Source organism: Pantoea sp. GbtcB22 (genome assembly GCF_019091025.1).
Taxonomy (GTDB): domain Bacteria; phylum Pseudomonadota; class Gammaproteobacteria; order Enterobacterales; family Enterobacteriaceae; genus Pantoea; species Pantoea leporis.
Genome location: NZ_JAGXKB010000001.1, coordinates 751,889 through 771,787 on the forward strand (window position 1 = coordinate 751,889; position 19,899 = coordinate 771,787).

Below are 19,899 nucleotides of genomic sequence, written 5' to 3' on the forward strand. Positions count from 1 at the left end.
GCGCTCTTAGCTCAGTTGGTTAGAGCACCACCTTGACATGGTGGGGGTCGATGGTTCGAGTCCATTAGAGCGCACCAAGTGCGTCCGTAGCTCAGTTGGTTAGAGCACCACCTTGACATGGTGGGGGTCGGTGGTTCGAGTCCACTCGGACGCACCAATTTTGTGAATTTCCTCAATGCGCTCTTAGCTCAGTTGGTTAGAGCACCACCTTGACATGGTGGGGGTCGATGGTTCGAGTCCATTAGAGCGCACCACTCTGGTTTTATCTCCTTGCGCAACACCTTTTTCTTGATCTGCATCGTCTATATCGCGCCGCTTTTATATTGGTTTTCGCATACTTAGCGACTATACTATGCCGCGTTGTTCCACCTGAAAGGTTTCAGCGCTAACGTGCCTATGCAAACAACTCCAATGATTTGCGCAACACTGATCACTCAGTTCCCTCGCGTACTGCATAACTTCTCTGCACGCTTTGCTTTCGTCTCCTATTCTTATTTCTGTGAAATCCGATCCAACACCATAAATATTCTCACTTCGGTGCCGTGCGCATCGAATCCCGACCTTTATCATCCATCACAACTTATAGAAAACCTGACATGAAAAAGACCAAAATCGTTTGTACTATCGGTCCAAAAACCGAATCTGAAGAGATGCTGACCCAACTGCTGGAAGCGGGCATGAACGTGATGCGCCTTAACTTCTCGCACGGGGATTACGCTGAACATGGCCAACGCATTACCAACATGCGTGCCGTTATGGAAAAAACCGGTCGTCAGGCCGCTATTCTGCTGGACACCAAAGGTCCGGAAATTCGTACCATGAAACTGGAGGGCGGCAACGATGTGTCGTTGAAAGCCGGCCAGACCTTCACCTTCACCACCGATCAGTCAGTCATTGGTAACAGCGAACGTGTTGCCGTGACCTACGCCGGCTTCACTGAAGACCTGAAAATTGGTAACACCGTTCTGGTCGACGATGGTTTGATCGGTATGCAGGTCACAGAAGTGACTGAGAATTCAGTAATCTGTAATGTCCTGAACAATGGCGATCTGGGTGAGAACAAGGGCGTTAACCTGCCAGGTGTCTCCATTCAGCTGCCTGCATTGGCGGAAAAAGATAAGCGCGACCTGATCTTTGGTTGCGAGCAGAACGTTGATTTCGTCGCCGCTTCGTTTATCCGTAAGCGTTCTGACGTGCTGGAAATCCGTGAGCACCTGAAAGCGCATGGCGGCGAGCATATTCAGATCATCTCGAAAATCGAGAACCAGGAAGGCCTGAACAACTTCGATGAGATCCTCGAAGCCTCAGACGGCATCATGGTTGCTCGTGGCGACCTCGGCGTTGAGATCCCGGTTGAGGAAGTGATCTTCGCGCAGAAGATGATGATTAAGAAATGTAATAAAGCACGCAAAGTGGTCATCACCGCGACGCAGATGCTGGATTCCATGATCAAGAACCCACGCCCTACCCGTGCGGAAGCCGGCGACGTGGCGAACGCCATCCTCGATGGTACCGATGCGGTCATGCTGTCTGGTGAGAGTGCTAAAGGTCGTTATCCACTGGAGTCGGTCACCATCATGGCGACCATCTGTGAGCGTACCGATCGCGTGATGAAATCGCGCATTGACTCGCTGCAGGACTCACGCAAGCTGCGCATCACCGAAGCGGTATGCCGCGGTGCCGTTGAGACTGCAGAGAAGCTGGAAGCACCACTGATTGTTGTAGCCACCGAAGGTGGTAAATCGGCTAAAGCTATCCGTAAGTATTTTCCGGATGCCACCATTCTGGCGCTCACCACCAACGAAACCACCGCTCGTCAGCTGATTCTGAGCAAAGGTATCGAAACTCATCTGGTGAGAGAAATTGCCTCAACTGATGATTTCTACCGCATTGGTAAAGAAATGGCGCTGGAAAGCGGATATGCGCAGAAAGGCGATGTGGTGGTAATGGTTTCAGGTGCATTAGTACCAAGCGGAACGACAAACACCGCGTCTGTACATGTAATCTGATTAGCAACTGAATTTTTATTTTAAAGCGCCTTTTAAAGGCGCTTTTTTTATTGCCGAGGTAATACAAAAGCCAGAAATTTCCAATCGAAATTAACTATTCAAAATCTCGTATGATTAAGGTTAGTCCGATTAAATCTCTCTGTTTTAGCTAATTATTTTCATCATCTTCTGTTAAATGCTGTTTCTTTGAGCGAACGATCAAATTTAAGCATGTTCTCATCAAAAATTTATTCTCAACTCAAAAAGCTTTGTGTAATACTTGTAACGCTACATGGAGATTAACTCAATCTAGAGGGTATAAAGAATGAATCGCACTAAACTGGTACTGGGCGCTGTAATCCTGGCTTCAACTATGCTGGCTGGTTGCTCAAGCAACGCTAAAATCGACCAACTGTCTTCAGACGTTCAGACTCTGAACGCTAAAGTTGATCAGCTGAGCAACGACGTGAACGCAATCCGTTCTGACGTTCAGGCTGCTAAAGATGACGCAGCTCGTGCTAACCAGCGTCTGGACAACCAGGCTCACTCTTACCGTAAGTAAGAGTTCTGGTTTGAAAAATGGTGCCCATGTGGCACCATTTTTTTTGTCCTGATTCTGCGATTCTCTGGTCCGAATTCAGGGCTGCGCTACAGCTTCACCACGCTGCTCCGTTGGTACTGCGCTTTCATCTGTAACCGGCTCACCGCTGCTCACTAATACCGGCATCCCGGAACGTCGGGCTATCGCTTCCTTGATCAACGCCGTATCACTCTTCTCGCTCTTCGAGAAGGCTTTCAGCTGCGCTGACTGCGCAATCGGCATGGTTTGCGGATCGTCCTTATCATTACGTGATAACGGCTGATGCACTTCAACGTAGCGCTTACCGTCGGGTTCAATCGCATATTTGATGGGCTGATTGATCACCTGCACCCGCGTCCCTTTCGGCACGCTGTTGAACAGCGCTTCAATATCATCCGGTCGCAGGCGAATGCAGCCAGAACTTACGCGCATGCCAATACCAAAGTCAGCATTGGTGCCGTGAATCAGATACTGACCGGTCCCACGCGCCAGACGCATCGCAAACAGCCCCATCGGGTTATCTGGCCCGGCTGGCACCACGCCCGGCAAAGTAATGCCCTCTTTGGCGTAGCGCTTGCGGATATTGGTGGTTGGCGTCCAGGTAGGATTCGGGATTTTCTGGCTGATGCTGGTGACCATGGTTGGCGTCATAGCACCTAATTGACCAATCCCGATCGGATAGACGACCACACGATCTTCACCTTTCGGATAATAGTAAAGTCGCAGTTCCGCGAGGTTAATCACGATACCTTCCCGTGGTGCATCGGGTAGCAGCATCTGCAGTGGGACGGTTAATTGTGTGCCAGCCTTGGGCAGCCAGGGATCAACGCCTGGATTAGCTTCAAGCATGCCGAGCATGCCTATCTTATAACGTGCGGCAATGCTCTCCAGCGGCCGCTTGTCATCCGGCACGGTGGTCAGGGTGTTTTCGCCAATCAAACGACTGTTATCGGCTGGTAGAGGATATTCCGTAGCAAATGCAGGTGCAGAGAGTCCGCAACAGGACAACAGCAATGCACCGGCTAAACGTAAGGCTGGTTTCATGCAATTTTCTCTTTGTCGGATAGAACAGACCCCGGTCAAGCCGGGGTCTGGAGAGTGTAACTTAGCTGAGGGTCTGAGCGTTATGCCGGATCGCGCGAATCATCGCTTCCAGCCCCTGCGTACGCGAGGGAGTGAGATGTGAGGTCAGCGCCAATTCGCCGAACCAGTGGCGCACATCGAGATCGAGAATCTCTGACGCCTTAAGCCCTTGATACAGGCTAAATACCACTGCAATCAAACCTTTAACGATGGCGGCATCGCTGTCGCCTTCGAGGGCGATGGTGCCATCGGCCTGCGGGGTCATGCGTATCCACACCTGGCTCTGACAACCTGAAATCACGTGTTCCGGGTGCTGTAAGCTTTCGGAGGATTCTGGTAATTTCCCACCGAGTTCAATGATGTAGAGGTACTTCTCTTCCCAGTTTGCGCAACGATTGAAGTTACGCACTAATCTCTCTTTATCTGGCAAATTCGCCATGAATCACTCCTGAAGTCTGCTCAACCGCCCAGCAGACGATGAATACGGGTCAAACCTGCGGCCAGACGATCGGCTTCTTCTTCGGTGTTGTACAGCGCGAAGGAGGCACGACACATTGCCGGCACCGCATAATGACGCATCAGCGGCATCGCACAGTGATGGCCGGTGCGGATCGCAATACCGTATTGATCAAGGAAACTGCCGACATCAAAGGCGTGATGGTTGCCGAGGTTGAAGGCCACCACGCCGCTGCGACTTTCCGGACCGTAAATCACCAGATCCGGCACCGAAGCCAGTTTGTCCAGCGCATAACGCATCAGCATCGATTCGCGCTGATGAATCACGTCCAGGCCCAGTTCGCTGATCCACGTTAACGCCGCACCCAAACCAATGATGCCGCCGGTATTCGGCGTGCCCGCTTCGAAACGCCATGGCGTAGTGTTAAAGGTGGTGCCGGTTGGCAGCACAACCTCCGAAATCATCGAACCGCCGCCTTCCCACGGTGGCATGATCTCCTGCAACGCTTTACGCGCATACAGCACACCAATGCCGGTCGGACCATAAATTTTATGGCCGGAGAAAGCGTAAAAGTCGCAGTCGATATCCTGCACATCCACCGTGTGATGCATCACCGCCTGCGCGCCATCCACCAACGTAATCACACCAGCGGCTTTCGCTTGTGCCACGATAGCTTTTACGGGATTGACGGTGCCGAGCACGTTAGAAACGTGGGTGACCGCCAGCAAACGGGTGCGGCTATCGATCAAACCACTCAGCTGTTCCAGCGCCAGCTCGCCCTGCGCATTCAGCGGCAAAACGCGAATTTCTGCGCCAGTGCGCTGCGCCACCATCTGCCAAGGCACGATGTTAGCGTGATGCTCCATCTGGGTGACGATGATGTTGTCGCCCGGCTGCAACTGACTGCCGCCCCAACTGTTCGCCACCAGATTGATGGCTTCCGTGGTGCCTTTGACGAAAATAATCTCTTCTGGCGAAGCGGCGTTAAGAAAACGCGCTGCCTGATGACGTACGTTCTCCATGTCGGTGGTCGCCTGCGCGCTCAACGAATGGATACCACGGTGCACGGCCGCATAGCCGTGCTGGTAGAAATAACTTTCCGCATTGATGACCGCGAGCGGGCGCTGTGCGCTGGCCGCGCTATCAAGGTAGGCCAGCGGATGTCCGTTGACCTCACGTTTCAGAATCGGAAATTCCGCTCTGATGCGTTCGAGATCGAAACTCATGACTCAACTCCCGGGATACGCGCGGCAATGCGCTGCAGCACCACCTGACGCAATACCGGATTCTCCAGCGTTTCGGTGAGTTCAGCGGCAAAGGCATGGATGATCATACGCTGTGCGGCAGTCTCATCGATGCCGCGCGAGCGCAGGTAGAACATCTGCTCTTCATCAATACGACCAATGGTCGCACCGTGGCTGCACTTCACGTCATCCGCATAGATTTCCAGCTGCGGCTTGGTGTCCACTTCAGCCAGACGGCCCAGCAACAGGTTATTATTGGTCATCTGTCCGTCGGTTTTCAGCGCGTGCTGCGCCACTTTTATCATGCCGTTGAACACCGCACGACCTTTATCGCGCGCGATGACTTTATGCATCTGACGGCTGGTGCAGTAGCCTTTGTTGTGTTCCAGATAGCTGCGGGTATCGCACACTTCCTGATTCACCGGCAACGACAAGCTGTTGATCGCCAGATTGGTATTTTCGCCATTCAGCTGCGCGCTGGTGTTATGACGCGATAAGCCCGCACCCAGCAGGAAGCTAGTGGTGGCCACATTCGCATCGCGGCCCATCACCACATCATTGTGCGCGAAGTGGTAAGCCTTCTCGCTCTCGAATGACAGTTTGATGTGCTGCAGTTTGGCATTGTCGGCCACGTCGAAAGTGAAACGCGCGCCGGTAAAGTGCGCCACGTCATTCAGCGTGACATAGTGCTCAATCACTTCCGCTTCTGCGCTGGCTTCCAGCTGCAGATGGTGGCGATGGTGCACGGTGTTGGTGCCCGCATTCTGACCGCTGGTGATGTGCAACAGATAAAGCGGTTTAGCCGCTGATTTGCCACGCGCCAGACGAATTGTCGTGGCTTCTTCTGCCAGACTTTCAGTCAGATGCAGGAACACTTCTGGCTGAATCGGTGCCGGCAGCGGACGACGCTCAGAAGCCTGCGCATGCTGAATTTCAAACAGGCCGGTATCACGGCTGCTCAATTCAGCCTGAAAACGGCCGTCAACAAACACCAGACGCACCGCATCAACCGGCAGCGCCAGCGCTTCAACTTGTTCCGCGCTCACTTCCTGCGGCTGCGGCAGCACAAACTGCTGCGCTAACAGGCCATCAAGCGGCGTGTATTTCCAGTTTTCATGCTTACGCGTCGGCAGGCCGACACGCATCAGTTGCTGCCAGTGCTGCTGCGCCTGCAAAGAACGTACGTCACCGCGCGATTCAAACAGATGATGCCACTGCTGCAGGGCGTTATCACTCTTGGTCGGTAAGCCAGCCATAGCCTTGCTCCTCCAACTGTTTCACCAGCGAGAAGTCGCCAGATTTAACGATCTTGCCCTGATACAGCACGTGTACGTGGTCCGGCTTGATGTAATCCAGAATACGCTGGTAGTGCGTCACGATGATGAATGAACGCTTACCGTCGCGCAGGCTGTTTACGCCTTCTGCCACGATTTTCAGCGCATCGATATCCAGACCGGAGTCGGTTTCATCAAGGATGCACAGCTCAGGTTCCAGTGCCGCCATCTGCAGGATGTCGTTACGCTTCTTCTCACCACCGGAGAAGCCCACGTTCACTGAACGGGTCAGCAAATCTTCTGGCATCTTCAGCAGCTGGATTTTATCTTCGATGAAATCCTGGAAGTCGAAACGGTCCAGCGGCTCCTGCTCACGGTATTTACGTACCGCGTTGACCGAGGTCTGCAGGAAAAACTGGTTGCTGACGCCCGGAATTTCTACCGGATACTGGAACGCCATGAAGATGCCTTCACCGGCACGCTCTTCTGGCTCAAGTTCCAGCAGGTCTTTGCCCTTGAAGGTGACAGAACCGCCAGTGACTTCGTAATCTTCACGGCCAGCCAGCGTTGCAGACAGGGTACTTTTACCTGAACCGTTCGGTCCCATGATGGCGTGGACTTCGCCCGGTTTCACTTCGAGGTTCAGACCGCGCAAAATCTCTTTGTCTTCAACGCTAACCTGCAAATCTTTAATGCTTAACATACTCTTTCCTTCACATTGCTTCCGGCAACGGGCATCAGCCCACACTGTGCTCAAGGCTGATAGCTAACAATTTTTGCGCTTCCACGGCGAATTCCAGTGGCAGCTCGGAGAAAACGTCTTTGCAGAAGCCGTTGACGATCATTGAGATCGCATCTTCTTCGCTGATGCCACGCTGCAGGCAGTAGAACATCTGATCTTCACCGATGCGCGAGGTGGTGGCTTCGTGCTCCAGATGGGCGGTGTTGTTGCGCGTTTCCACATACGGGAAGGTGTGCGCACCGCACTCGGCACCAATCAGCATCGAGTCACACTGGGTGAAGTTACGCGCGTTGGTCGCGGTTGGCATGATTTTCACCAGGCCACGATAGGTATTCTGACTCTTACCGGCAGAGATACCTTTGGAGATGATGGTCGACTTGGTGTTTTTACCGATGTGAATCATCTTGGTACCGGTATCCGCCTGCTGGCGGCCTGCGGTCAGTGCGACCGAGTAGAACTCACCGATCGAGTAATCACCGCGCAGAATGCAGCTTGGATATTTCCAGGTGATCGCCGAACCGGTCTCAGACTGCGTCCAGGACATCTTGCTGTGATCGCCTTCGCACAGGGCACGTTTGGTCACGAAGTTGAGGATACCGCCCTCGCCTTCGCCGCCTGGGAACCAGTTCTGTACGGTGGAGTATTTCACTTCAGCGTTTTTATGGATGATCACTTCTACCACTGCGGCGTGCAGCTGATAGGTGTCACGCACAGGCGCAGAGCAACCTTCGATGTAGCTGACGTAGCTGTCTTCGTCGGCGATCAAAATGGTGCGCTCGAACTGACCGGTTTTTGCCGCGTTGATACGGAAATAGGTCGACAGCTCCATCGGGCAACGTACGCCTTTCGGGATGTAAACGAAGGTACCGTCAGAGGCCACAGCGGAGTTCAGCGCAGCGAAGAAGTTATCGTTTGGCGGCACGACGGTGCCGAGATACTTCTGCACCAGCTCAGGGTGATCGTGAATCGCTTCGCCGAACGAGCAGAAGATGATGCCCTGCTCCGCCAGCTTGCCGCGATAGGTGGTTGAAACGGAGACGGAGTCGAAAATCGCATCCACCGCCACTTCACGACCTTCACGCACCGGAACGCCTAACTGGTTGAACGCGTCTTCCACTTCCTTCGTCAGGTAGTCGCTGGACGCGACGCTGCCGGAGGTTTGCGTGGCACCGGGTTCAGAAGCACAGCTGTCATCGCAGTTGCCGCAGGACGGCGCGGAATAATAGCTGTAATCCTGATAATCCAGTTTCTCGTAGTGCGCTTTCAGCCAGTGCGGCTCTTCCATTTGCTCCCAGGCGCGGAACGCCTTGAGACGGAATTCAAGCATCCATTCAGGTTCGTTACGTTTAGCCGAAATGGCGCGCACCACATCTTCATTGATGCCGTGGGCAAATTCTTCAGTTTGTAACTGGGTAAAGAAGCCCTCTTTATAGTTGAGCTTACCTTCCCACATTTGTACATCGTCAGATGCTTCGCTGTGTCGTGACATATTTCACTTACTCGACGCCAAAGCTTTCACCGCACCCGCAGGCGTGTTGAGCTTTAGGGTTGTTGAATTTAAAAATCTGGTTAAGACCTTCGCGGACATAATCCAGCTCGGTACCGTCAACAAACGGCATCGCCTGAAGTGGCACAAACAGTTTTGCGCCGAATTGCTCAAACTGCAGGTCGTCATCGGCAGGATCTTTCACCAAGTCCATAACGTACCCAAAACCGGCACAGCCGGACGTTTTCACACCCAGTTTCAAGCCCTTGACTTCAGGGTCTTGTTCTACCAGGTTAAGAATCTGTTTCGCTGCCGATTCGGTCAGCGTGAGCCCTTTCCAGACGAAATCTTCGGGTGAAAAAGAGTCGGCATTTACTGATGACATTGTGCTACCTCGTATGTCTGGGCCTTTTCAGGCTATCCCCCTATGGTAGTGATATCAGATATCACTTCAACCTCTTGTTTTGCAGGGATAATCATCTCGTGCTGTTTTTTACTGCTGCTTTATTAAGCATAGTCGCTTCAAAGCAGATTGACGGCAGCATTCCCGTGCGCGCCTGACCAACGTAACCCGTTAAATTGTCGTAAAATTTCCAAAATCAATTTTACGTTTCCATCCTGATTGATAGGTTACGCCTTTCCACTATGTAAAGAAATTGTTATTACCGATTTTAGTAACAGGCAGAGGAAATCAATAAAATTTCACAGCGGGAATTGCATTCCTGACGCGGTTTAATATGATAATGATTATCATTAACCTAAAAAGGTGGCGATATGACGCTTACCGTCTCAGCCTGGTTACAACATAAAATCGACGAATATAAGTTTTCGGTGCGTGATATCACCGTTGACTTCTACATGGCTCAGGCAAAGCTCAACCGCACTGATTGCACACTCGACCAACTGCGTCGCTTTAACGACACCTGTCTTGATATGGCAGAAATCTGCGAAATCAACGGCGACGATCACAGCTTTCTGCATGCCATGGGCAAGCTCCATCACCGCTTAGTGCAGGAGATGGGCAATGCCGATCGTGACCGTTTGTTCCGGATTCAGGCCTATCAACTGGCGCGCCTGTCATTAACACGCTTGTGTCATCAACTGGCGCTCAGCGGCGAGTGGGATCAAGCCACCCGCCTGCAGAGTGATTTTGTTCGCCACGCAGGCTGGATATTCTAATCCAGCTTTGTGACGTCTCCTACAATTTGTTTACATCATTTCCAGTAATGCTTGCAGTGGATGACGCATGCCATTGCCTTCTGCGCGTTTTACCTGGCTACGACACGAAAAACCGGTTGCCAGACAGCGCTGACGCGGCAGCTTTTGCAATTGCGGATGCCAGGACAGCTCATAAATCCCCAGCGAATTCTCCAGGTTTACGCTTTCATGGCCATAGGTTCCCGCCATTCCGCAGCAGCCCACATTGACGTTTTCCAGCTTCGCACCAAAGCGCGCAAAAATGCTCTGCCACTGATTCGGCGTGGACGGTAGCGCGGTCACTTCGGTGCAGTGCGCAAACAGATACCAGGCTTCGCCGCTGGCGGTTTGCTCCGCACGTGCCGACAAGGCGGTTTGCAGCCACTCATGCACCAGCTGCACGTTAAACTCGCCGCGCTGCTCGCCCAGCACCTGATGGTACTCATCGCGGTAACAGAGCACGGTCGCCGGATCGACACCGACCATCGGCATGCCCAGTTTTGCCACGCGATTGAGAAAATCAGCGGTTTTGCTGGCGGTGCGCGCAAAGCGCTGCAGGAAGCCTTTCACATGCTGCGCCTTGCCATTCGGTGAGAACGGCAGCAGCACCGGACGATAACCGAGTTTCTCAATCAGCTTGACGAAATCGGTGACCAGCTGTGCCTCGTAATAGCTGGTAAAGGGATCTTGTACCACCAGCACGCAGTTTTCGCGTTGCGCCGCATCCAGCGCTTCTAACTGCTCCAGCGTCAGGTTCATCGCCGGATGGCCGCCTAACTGCTGCTTGAGGCTCGGCGATGACAGCAGCGGCAAATCCACCATGCCGATATGCTTTTTGCTCAGCTCGCGCATCCACGGCTGCTTGAGGAAAAAGTTGAACACCTTAGGCGCTTTGGCCATCAGCGGCGCGTAACTCTCCACGGTGGCTACCAGATGATCGCTCATCGGGCGCAGATAGCGGGTGTGATACAGCTGCAGGAAGCGTGAACGGAAGTTCGGCACATCGATCTTGATTGGGCACTGCGTCGAGCAGGCTTTACACGCCAGGCAGCCCGACATCGCCTCTTTCACTTCGTGCGAGAAGTCATATTCGCCCTGATTTGCGTGCCAGGTATTACGCGTGCGCTGAATCAGCGTACGCAAGCTGGCGCCCTGTTTCGGCAGCGCCTGCTCAAGTTGGGTAGGATCCACGCCCTGCTCGGAGAGCAAACGCAGCCATTCACGCGTGAGTGTGGCGCGCCCTTTCGGCGAGTGAATGCGGTTGCGGGTAATTTTCATCGACGGGCACATTGGGCTACGTGCATCGAAGTTGAAGCACAAACCGTTGCCATTACACTCCATCGCACCGCGCCACTCGTTGCGCACCGTAACCGGAATCTGCCGATCGTAGGTGCCGCGTTTCACCGCATCAACCTGCATCATCGGTTCATCACTGCCGAGCGGCGTACAGATTTTGCCGGGATTCATGCGGTTGTCAGGATCGAACGCGGCTTTGATGCGGCGCAGCTCATTGAATAACGTTTCGCCAAAGAACTCCGGGCTGTACTGCGCGCGGAAACCTTTGCCGTGCTCGCCCCACAATAAACCGCCGTAGCGCGCGGTCAGCGCCACCACTTCATCAGAGATCTGCTTCATCAGCAGCTCCTGCTGCGGATCGCACATATCCAGCGCCGGACGCACATGCAGCACGCCCGCATCCACGTGCCCAAACATGCCGTAGCTCAGGCCGTGGCTGTCAAGCAGCGCGCGAAAATCGACGATGTAATCCGCCAGCTGTTCTGGTGGCACCGCGGTATCTTCCACAAACGGAATCGGCTTGGCGCGCCCTTTGGCATTCCCCAGCAGGCCAACCGCTTTTTTGCGCATATTATAGATGCGCTCGATACCGCCTAAATCGTCACACAGTTGATAGCCGATGACGCCGCCCATCTGCTGCTGCATCAGCTCTTCTAAGCGCTGACATAGCGTGCTGATCTGCTGCTCAATCAGTTCGCCATCGTCACCGGCAAACTCCACGATGTTGAGCCCCAGCATCTGTTTATCTGGCACATCGGTAATCAATTCATTTACCGAATGCCAGACGATATCTTCTCGCGCCAGATTCAGGACTTTCGAGTCAACGGTTTCCACCGACAGCGCTTTGGCTTCCACCATTAAAGGGGCGTTACGCAGGGCCGAGTCGAACGAATCGTATTTGATGTTGACCAGACGGCGCACTTTAGGGATGGGCGTGATGTCGAGGCGTGCTTCGGTAATAAAGGCCAATGTGCCTTCCGCGCCGCACAGCAAACGCGTCAAATCAAACGTCTGCAAATCGTCGCTGAACACATGACGCAGATCGTATCCAGTCAGGAAGCGATTGAGCTTGGGGAATTTCTCCAGAATCAGATCGCGCTGTTCGCGGCAGCGACTCAACACCTGCTGGTAAATGCGCCCTTCCGCGGTCGGCGTGCTGGCCAGCTGTTCCGCCAGTTCAGTCGGCATGGCGCGCGTATCAAGGATATCGCCACCCAGCAGCACTGCACGCAGGCCTTCAACGTGATCGGAGGTTTTGCCATACACCAGCGAACCCTGGCCTGAAGCATCGGTGTTGATCATGCCGCCGAGCGTGGCGCGGTTGCTGGTGGAGAGCTCCGGCGAGAAGAAGAAGCCATACGGCTTGAGCCACGCATTGAGTTGATCTTTCACCACGCCCGCTTCAACCCGCACCCAACCTTGCTCGGTGTTGATTTCCAGGATGCGGTTCATGTAGCGCGACATATCCACCACGATGCCCTGATTCAGCGACTGTCCGTTGGTGCCGGTGCCGCCACCGCGTGGCGTAAACACCAGGCTGGTAAAACGGGTTTCACCGGCAAGGCGCGCAATCAACGCCACATCTGCCGTCGAGCGCGGAAACAGCGCCGCATCAGGCAGCAGCTGATAAATACTGTTGTCGGTGGCAAGCGAGAGGCGATCGGCATAGCTGGTGGCGGTATCGCCGGTAAAGCCTTGCTCTTTCAAGCACTGCAGGAATGTCAGCACCAGTTGAACGAGGCCCGGTGCCTGAGAAATCTGTGGGATCATTATTGAGTGACCGAGATGTTGTAAACGTTTGCGTCGTGATTTTTTTCAGCCCTTGGTTTTATCATACTTTTCTGCTGGCTGCTGTTTTTTCAGGAAAGCGCGCCGCCGTCGCTGCTTTTCCTGTTTAATTTTCAGGAAATAGATCATCATTAATCAGGGCTGTTCAGCCCCACTCTGAAGGATTCAATCGAGGTTAACCGTTGTGATGAAAGACCTGCAACGCGGTATGGATTTACCGCAAATGCTGTTTTCACTGATGTTCATTCTAATCATGATCATCGCCAGTCTGTGGGTGGTGCAGCCCTTTATTCTTGGCTTCGCCTGGGCCAGCATGGTGGTGATCGCCACCTGGCCGTTGATGATTCGTCTACAGCACATGTTGTGGGGACGCCGCTCGCTGGCGGTGATTGCCATGACCATTTTGCTATTACTGTTGTTTATTATTCCTATCGCCCTGCTGGTCAGCAGCCTGATTGATAACAGTGCGCCGGTGATCGCCTGGGCAACGCAGCGCCATCTGGTGATGCCTGACTTCGATTGGTTGCGACAGATTCCCTACGTCGGCAGGAAACTCTACTCGAGCTACCACAAATTAGTGGATGGCGGCGGCGCGGCGATGCTGAATCAGGTGCAGCCTTATATTGGTCGCACCACCGGCTTCTTTGTGGCGCAGGCCGGCCACTTCGGCCGCTTTATGATGCACCTCATCGTGATGCTGTTGTTCAGCGTGCTGCTCTACTGGCGCGGCGAGCAGGTGGGCCACGGCATTCGTCATTTTGCCTATCGCATGAGTGGACGCCGTGGCGATGCCGCAGTGCTGCTGGCCGGTCAGGCGATTCGTGCTGTGGCGCTAGGCGTGGTGGTCACCGCGCTGGTTCAGGGCGTGCTCGGCGGTATTGGTTTAGCCATTTCCGGCATTCCTTACGCCACGCTGTTAACCGTGTTGATGATTCTGACCTGCCTGGTGCAGCTCGGGCCGCTGGTAGTGTTAGTGCCAGCGATTATCTGGCTGTACTGGAGCGGCGATACCACGTGGGGCACGGTGCTGCTGGTGTGGAGTTGCGTGGTCGGCACGCTGGACAGCGTGTTGCGTCCGGTGTTGATTCGCATGGGTGCCGATCTACCGATGATCCTGATTCTTTCCGGCGTTATTGGCGGATTGATTGCTTTCGGTATGATTGGGCTGTTTATCGGTCCGGTGGTCCTGGCGGTTTCTTATCGTCTGGTTTCAGTGTGGATGCATGAAGCGCCCGAACCGGATGACGATGTGCAGACCGCCATCGAAGCGTTGGCCGATCACGAAGAAGAACTACATTAAGCGATCCCCGCCGGGTCGCCATTCATGGCGACCTCATTCACATTAACTCCCACTCAGCGAAGATGCACGATCTCTCAGTTTTACACTGGCCTTACTTTAACCCGCCTAATGCCCCAACATCGCCCCCGCGCATTTCTTACTGATAATAATTTTTTTCCTTAAGCGATTTTTAAGAAAAAACGCAGTTTTAGGCGCTTTAGGCGGAATTCTCTTACGGAATGATTATTTTTACAGCTGAATTGCCGCTTAGCAGGGAAGAAAAAGGCCACGAAAGGTTATCAGCTTTAAACTAATAAGAGGATTCTTAAAGACGCCAGCGAGCCTGATCAATAACATGTTTCCTATGTTTTGAATCAAGCTACTGATTTCTAAACAACCTTATTCCCCTGAGTAAAGTGAAGAATTGCTGTGTGTAGTCTTTGCCCATCCCCTGTGATGGGCTTTTTTTTGGCTTTTTTTCAGACAAAAAAACAAGGCCAGCAGCGCTGACCTTGATAATTACATTAATGACACGTCAAATTCTCATCTGATGCATCAAATTACCGCCTGGTTAATGTTTGGAAGCGTTCAGCTCTGCCAAACTCAACCAGGTTTCAACCACGGTATCCGGATTAAGCGACAGGCTATCAATGCCCTGCTCCATTAACCATGCCGCAAAGTCCTGATGATCCGACGGTCCCTGGCCACAAATACCGACGTATTTGCCCTGTTTTTTCGCCGCTTTGATCGACATCGATAACAGCGCTTTCACGGCATCATTACGTTCATCAAACAGCGCGGACACCACGCCAGAGTCACGATCGAGGCCCAGAGCCAGCTGTGTCATGTCGTTAGAGCCGATGGAGAAGCCATCGAAGTGCTCGAGGAACTGCTCAGCCAGCAAGGCGTTGGACGGGATCTCACACATCATGATCACTTTCAGGCCATTCTCGCCGCGCTTCAGACCGTTTTTCGCCAGCTCGGCGACCACCGCTTCGGCTTGATCGACGGTACGCACGAACGGAATCATGATTTCAACGTTGGTCAGCCCCATTTCGTTACGCACGCGCTTCACCGCTTCGCACTCCAGCTTGAAGCAGTCGCGGAAGTTGTCAGCAACGTAGCGACCGGCGCCACGGAAACCGAGCATCGGGTTCTCTTCTTCCGGCTCATAACGCTCGCCACCCACCAGGTTGGCGTATTCGTTGGTTTTGAAATCGGAAAGACGAACAATCACCCGTTTCGGCGCAAATGCGGCACCCAGCGTCGCAATCCCTTCGGTTAGACGGCCGATGTAGAACTCAATCGGGTCATCAAAGCCTTTCATCATCTGACGAATCTGCTGCTGCAATTCCGGCGTTTGCTGATCAAACTCCAGCAACGCTTTGGGATGCACGCCAATCATACGGTTGATAATAAACTCAAGACGCGCCAGGCCAACACCTTCGTTCGGCAAGCAGGCGAAATCGAACGCACGATCCGGATTACCGATGTTCATCATGATCTTCAGCGGCAGTTCCGGCATGGTATCGACCTGCGAGCTGGTAACTTCGAAGTCCAGCAGTTCGTCATAGACATAACCGGTATCACCTTCGGCGCAGGAAACCGTGACTTTGTGGCCATCTTTCAGGTGATCGGTGGCATCGCCACAGCCCACCACCGCCGGAATGCCCAGCTCACGCGCGATGATCGCTGCATGGCAAGTACGACCGCCGCGATTGGTGACGATGGCTGAGGCTTTCTTCATGATCGGTTCCCAATCGGGATCGGTCATGTCGGTTACCAGCACGTCGCCTTTTTCAATGCGATGCATCTCGCTGATGTCGTGGATGACTTTGACTTCACCAGCACCGATGCGATGACCAATGGCGCGGCCTTCGACCACCACGTTGCCTTTGCCCTGCAGCGTATAACGTTCCATCACCTGACCGTTGGAGCGCACTGTTTCCGGACGCGCCTGCACGATGAACAGTTTGCCGGTGTGGCCATCTTTCGCCCATTCAATGTCCATTGGGCGTTTGTAGTGCTGCTCAATCAGCACCGCCTGACGCGCCAGCGCCTGCACTTCGTCATCGGTTAAGCTGAAGCGATCGCGCTGTTCCTGCTCGACATCTTCAATGCGCACCTGCTCGCCATGCTCCTGCGAATCCGCATACACCATGCGCAGCTTTTTTGAGCCCATGGTGCGGCGCACAATCGCCGGACGATTGGCGGCCAGCGTTGGTTTGTGCACGTAGAACTCGTCGGGGTTCACCGCGCCCTGCACCACCATTTCGCCCAAACCAAAGGCGGACGTGATAAACACCACCTGATCAAAGCCCGATTCGGTATCAATGGTGAACATCACGCCCGACGAGGCGAGGTCCGATCGCACCATGCGCTGAATACCGGCCGAGAGCGCCACGCCGCGATGGTCGTAGCCCTGATGCACACGGTAGGAGATGGCACGATCGTTAAATAAGGAGGCATAAACGTGCTTCACCGCGATGATGACCGCGTCATAACCCTGCACGTTAAGGAAAGTCTCCTGCTGGCCGGCAAACGAGGCGTCGGGCATATCCTCGGCGGTGGCTGACGAGCGCACCGCAAAGGAGGCGTCGGCATCATCAGCAGAGATTTGTTCGTAGGCGCTACGAATTGCCGCTTCCAGTTCAGGCTGGAATGGCGTATCGATCACCCATTGACGAATCTGTTTACCCGCTTGCGCGAGCTCAGCAACATCATCAACATCCGTTTTATCCAGCAAATCATAGATCCGCTGGTTCAGTCCGCTTTGATCGAGGAACAGATTAAACGCGTAAGATGTGGTCGCATAACCGTTTGGTACGGAAACACCCAGCGACGACAAATTCGTAATCATTTCTCCAAGGGAAGCATTCTTGCCTCCCACCCGATCAACATCATGCATGCCAAGCTGGTTGTACCAGAGCACTAGCGACTGTTGGTCTTGATTGGACATTGAGATTATCCTTTTAAATGATGTGAATACACATGGAACATTTTGCTATTCGCCAAACCAGCCTGGCACAACCGATTAATAAAGACTAAGTGTTGAATCGTTAAAGCAGGAAAAGAAAGACAAAATCGGATTAGTACTTAGAATTAATTGTGTTGCGCAACCACCCTATTTCACGCTAATAGATTGCTGTAGCGATATTTTTCCCCTTTTCAGAGGGTTAGCGATTGATTTTTGTTGCGCAACGCCTTCACACTTTATTTCATGCGCGAAAAGGAAAATGCGCGAAAATAATGCTTTTCAAAACAGCATTTCATCTAATATTGATTATTCGCTGATTCATCTTTGTGAGCGCAATAGCGGACAATATGGATATTTCATTTTATTATTATTTAAAATGAAATATTACCATCGACAATTTGGGCATTGCCAGGCAAGAGGATATTTGCACTATGAACACTGAACGCAGCGTATTTTACATCTCTGATGGCACCGCCATTACCGCCGAAGTGCTGGGCCATGCGGTGTTATCCCAGTTCCCGGTGATGACCCACAGCGTGACGCTGCCATTTGTCGAGAATGTGCAACGCGCTCAGGCGGTTAAAGCGCAGATCAACGCGCTCTACCAGCAGAGCGGCGTGCGCCCGCTGGTGTTCTTCTCCATCGTCACACCCGACGTCCGTGAAATTATTCTCGAAAGCGAAGGCTTTTGTCAGGACATCGTGCAGGCGCTGGTAGCACCGTTGCAGAGCGAACTCGGCGTGGCGTCAATGCCGGTGGCGCACCGCACGCACGGTTTGACCGCCAGCAACCTCGGTAAATATGACGCGCGCATCGCCGCCATCGATTACACCCTTGCGCATGATGATGGCATTTCCCTGCGCGGCCTCGAAGATGCGCAGGTGATTCTGCTCGGCGTATCTCGCTGCGGGAAGACGCCCACCAGCTTGTATCTGGCAATGCAGTTTGGCGTACGTGCCGCTAACTATCCGTTTATCGCCGATGATATGGATAACCTGAAACTGCCGCCGGCGCTGCGTGCACATCAGCATAAGTTGTTTGGTTTAACTATCGACCCGGAACGCCTGGCGGCGATTCGCCAGGAGCGCGCGGAAAATACCCGCTACGCTTCGTTGCGCCAGTGCCGTCTCGAAGTAGGCGAAGTGGAAGCGCTGTTCCGCACCAACCAGATTCGTTATCTCAACAGCACCAACTATTCGGTGGAAGAGATCGCCACCAAAATCCTCGATATCATGGGTCTGAGCCGCAGCATGTATTAGGTTTCTCTGCCGGTCGCCATAAGTGGCGACCTCCCGCCACATACCGGGCCTGTATTGCAATCGTAAAGTCTGGCTTCCGTCTGGTTTTAAGACCTTTGTTTTTAGCAGGTTGAATTCGCAGGCTATTAGTTTATTGTGATCACCATCACTTCCCGGTATTTCACCGCTGCGAAGAACAAATTTTTGAGAATCTCAATGAACAAGACTGATGAACTGCGTACCGCGCGCATCGGTAGCCTACTGACTCCGGCTGCGCTCGCGCATGAACACCCTATTTCGGCAGAGATTGCCGCCAACGTCACCGCTTCCCGCCAGCGCATCGCACGCATTCTGACCGGTGAAGATCCGCGTCTGCTGGTGATTATTGGCCCTTGCTCGCTGCACGATCCTAAAGCGGCGATTGAGTATGCTGAACGTCTGAACGTGCTGCGTGAGCGCCATAAAGATCGTCTGGAAATCGTGATGCGTGCCTATTTCGAAAAACCGCGCACCGTGATTGGCTGGAAAGGCCTGATCTCCGATCCCGATCTGGATGGCAGCTACGATGTAAACCGCGGCATCGCCATTGCGCGCAAACTGCTGCTGGATATCAACGCGCTGGGCTTGCCAACCGCCACTGAATTCCTCGATATGGTGATCGGCCAGTTTATTGCCGACCTGATCAGCTGGGGCGCGATTGGCGCGCGTACCACCGAAAGCCAGATTCATCGTGAAATGGCGTCAGCGCTCTCCTGTCCGGTCGGTTTCAAAAACGGCACCGACGGCAACGTGCAAATTGCGGTCGATGCGATTCGCGCCGCGCGTGCCAGCCACATGTTCCTGTCACCGGATAAAAACGGTCAGATGACCATCTATCAAACCAGCGGTAATCCGCATGGTCACGTGATCCTGCGCGGCGGTCGACAGCCGAACTATCACGCCGAAGATGTGGCGGCGGCAGCGGCCAATCTGCGCGACTTCAATCTGCCGGAGCAATTGGTGATCGACTTCAGCCACGGCAACTGCCTGAAGCAGCACGGTCGTCAGCGTGACGTTGCCGATGATGTGGCGGCGCAAATCCGTGCCGGATCGCGCGCGGTTGCGGGCGTGATGATCGAGAGTTTCCTGCAGGAAGGGAATCAGAAAGTGGTGAGCGGTGCGGCGCTGACCTATGGTCAGTCAATCACCGATCCGTGCCTCGGCTGGGAAGACAGCGCCGAGGTGCTGGCAAAACTGGCTGCCGCGGTCGACAGCCGTTTTTAATTCTGAC

General features: G+C 53.6%; 15 protein-coding genes, 3 tRNA genes and 1 other RNA gene. 10 read left to right on the forward strand and 9 right to left on the reverse strand.

Annotation, left to right across the window (positions count from 1 at the left end; all coding sequences use genetic code 11):
- The 5 genes from KVT28_RS03490 to KVT28_RS03510 all read left to right on the forward strand — a co-directional run bounded on the left by KVT28_RS03490 (position 1) and on the right by KVT28_RS03510 (position 2,550).
- A tRNA-Val gene (locus tag KVT28_RS03490) sits at positions 1-77 on the forward strand.
- Positions 78-80: 3 nt separating this feature from the next.
- A tRNA-Val gene (locus KVT28_RS03495) sits at positions 81-157 on the forward strand.
- 20 nt (positions 158-177) lie between these two features.
- Positions 178-254, forward strand: a tRNA-Val gene (locus tag KVT28_RS03500).
- A gap of 342 nt (positions 255-596) precedes the next feature.
- Entirely contained in the window at positions 597-2,009 is a 1,413-nt protein-coding gene (gene pykF, locus KVT28_RS03505; protein WP_110866028.1) for a pyruvate kinase PykF, read from the forward strand.
- A gap of 304 nt (positions 2,010-2,313) precedes the next feature.
- Complete coding sequence (locus KVT28_RS03510; protein WP_007892735.1) at positions 2,314-2,550, forward strand: major outer membrane lipoprotein; 237 nt, start codon at positions 2,314-2,316, stop codon at positions 2,548-2,550.
- Positions 2,551-2,625: 75 nt separating this feature from the next.
- Here KVT28_RS03510 and KVT28_RS03515 read toward each other — a convergent pair whose 3' ends face one another.
- The 7 genes from KVT28_RS03515 to sufA all read right to left on the reverse strand — a co-directional run bounded on the left by KVT28_RS03515 (position 2,626) and on the right by sufA (position 9,239).
- Positions 2,626-3,612, reverse strand: coding sequence for a L,D-transpeptidase family protein (locus KVT28_RS03515; RefSeq protein WP_137385673.1), 987 nt, complete (start codon positions 3,610-3,612; stop codon positions 2,626-2,628).
- Between the two features lie 61 nt (positions 3,613-3,673).
- Complete coding sequence (gene sufE / locus KVT28_RS03520; protein WP_217546803.1) at positions 3,674-4,090, reverse strand: cysteine desulfuration protein SufE; 417 nt, start codon at positions 4,088-4,090, stop codon at positions 3,674-3,676.
- Positions 4,091-4,110: 20 nt separating this feature from the next.
- Entirely contained in the window at positions 4,111-5,334 is a 1,224-nt protein-coding gene (sufS, locus tag KVT28_RS03525) for a cysteine desulfurase SufS (protein ID WP_217546806.1), read from the reverse strand.
- Positions 5,331-6,608: a Fe-S cluster assembly protein SufD gene (gene sufD, locus KVT28_RS03530; protein ID WP_217546808.1), complete on the reverse strand. Its 1,278-nt coding sequence runs from the start codon at positions 6,606-6,608 to the stop codon at positions 5,331-5,333. The genes sufS and sufD overlap by 4 nt, the downstream gene beginning before the upstream one ends.
- Positions 6,583-7,329: a Fe-S cluster assembly ATPase SufC gene (gene sufC, locus KVT28_RS03535; protein WP_008102973.1), complete on the reverse strand. Its 747-nt coding sequence runs from the start codon at positions 7,327-7,329 to the stop codon at positions 6,583-6,585. Before sufC ends, sufD begins: the two co-directional genes overlap by 26 nt.
- Positions 7,330-7,363: 34 nt before the next feature.
- Entirely contained in the window at positions 7,364-8,857 is a 1,494-nt protein-coding gene (gene sufB / locus KVT28_RS03540) for a Fe-S cluster assembly protein SufB (RefSeq protein WP_101764559.1), read from the reverse strand.
- A gap of 7 nt (positions 8,858-8,864) precedes the next feature.
- Positions 8,865-9,239: a Fe-S cluster assembly scaffold SufA gene (sufA, locus tag KVT28_RS03545; RefSeq protein WP_007892717.1), complete on the reverse strand. Its 375-nt coding sequence runs from the start codon at positions 9,237-9,239 to the stop codon at positions 8,865-8,867.
- Between the two features lie 389 nt (positions 9,240-9,628).
- Here sufA and KVT28_RS03550 point away from each other — a divergent pair, with 389 nt between their 5' ends.
- On the forward strand, positions 9,629-10,033 hold the full coding sequence (locus KVT28_RS03550) for a hypothetical protein (RefSeq protein ID WP_101764560.1): 405 nt from the start codon (positions 9,629-9,631) through the stop codon (positions 10,031-10,033).
- A 30-nt stretch (positions 10,034-10,063) separates the two neighbouring features.
- Here KVT28_RS03550 and KVT28_RS03555 read toward each other — a convergent pair whose 3' ends face one another.
- Positions 10,064-13,117, reverse strand: a complete 3,054-nt coding sequence (locus tag KVT28_RS03555; RefSeq protein WP_217546811.1) for an FAD-binding and (Fe-S)-binding domain-containing protein — start codon at positions 13,115-13,117, stop codon at positions 10,064-10,066.
- Between the two features lie 205 nt (positions 13,118-13,322).
- Here KVT28_RS03555 and ydiK point away from each other — a divergent pair, with 205 nt between their 5' ends.
- Positions 13,323-14,435, forward strand: a complete 1,113-nt coding sequence (gene ydiK / locus KVT28_RS03560) for an AI-2E family transporter YdiK (RefSeq protein WP_101764562.1) — start codon at positions 13,323-13,325, stop codon at positions 14,433-14,435.
- Between the two features lie 343 nt (positions 14,436-14,778).
- An RNA gene (gene rprA, locus KVT28_RS03565) (antisense sRNA RprA) lies at positions 14,779-14,886 on the forward strand.
- A 99-nt stretch (positions 14,887-14,985) separates the two neighbouring features.
- On the opposite strand, the gene ppsA is transcribed toward rprA, so the two are convergent.
- On the reverse strand, positions 14,986-17,373 hold the full coding sequence (gene ppsA / locus KVT28_RS03570) for a phosphoenolpyruvate synthase (RefSeq protein WP_217546813.1): 2,388 nt from the start codon (positions 17,371-17,373) through the stop codon (positions 14,986-14,988).
- Positions 17,374-17,822: 449 nt separating this feature from the next.
- Here ppsA and KVT28_RS03575 point away from each other — a divergent pair, with 449 nt between their 5' ends.
- Complete coding sequence (locus tag KVT28_RS03575; protein WP_101764564.1) at positions 17,823-18,650, forward strand: pyruvate, water dikinase regulatory protein; 828 nt, start codon at positions 17,823-17,825, stop codon at positions 18,648-18,650.
- Positions 18,651-18,845: 195 nt separating this feature from the next.
- Positions 18,846-19,892, forward strand: a complete 1,047-nt coding sequence (locus KVT28_RS03580) for a 3-deoxy-7-phosphoheptulonate synthase (protein ID WP_137385667.1) — start codon at positions 18,846-18,848, stop codon at positions 19,890-19,892.
- The last annotated feature ends 7 nt before the right edge of the window (positions 19,893-19,899 follow it).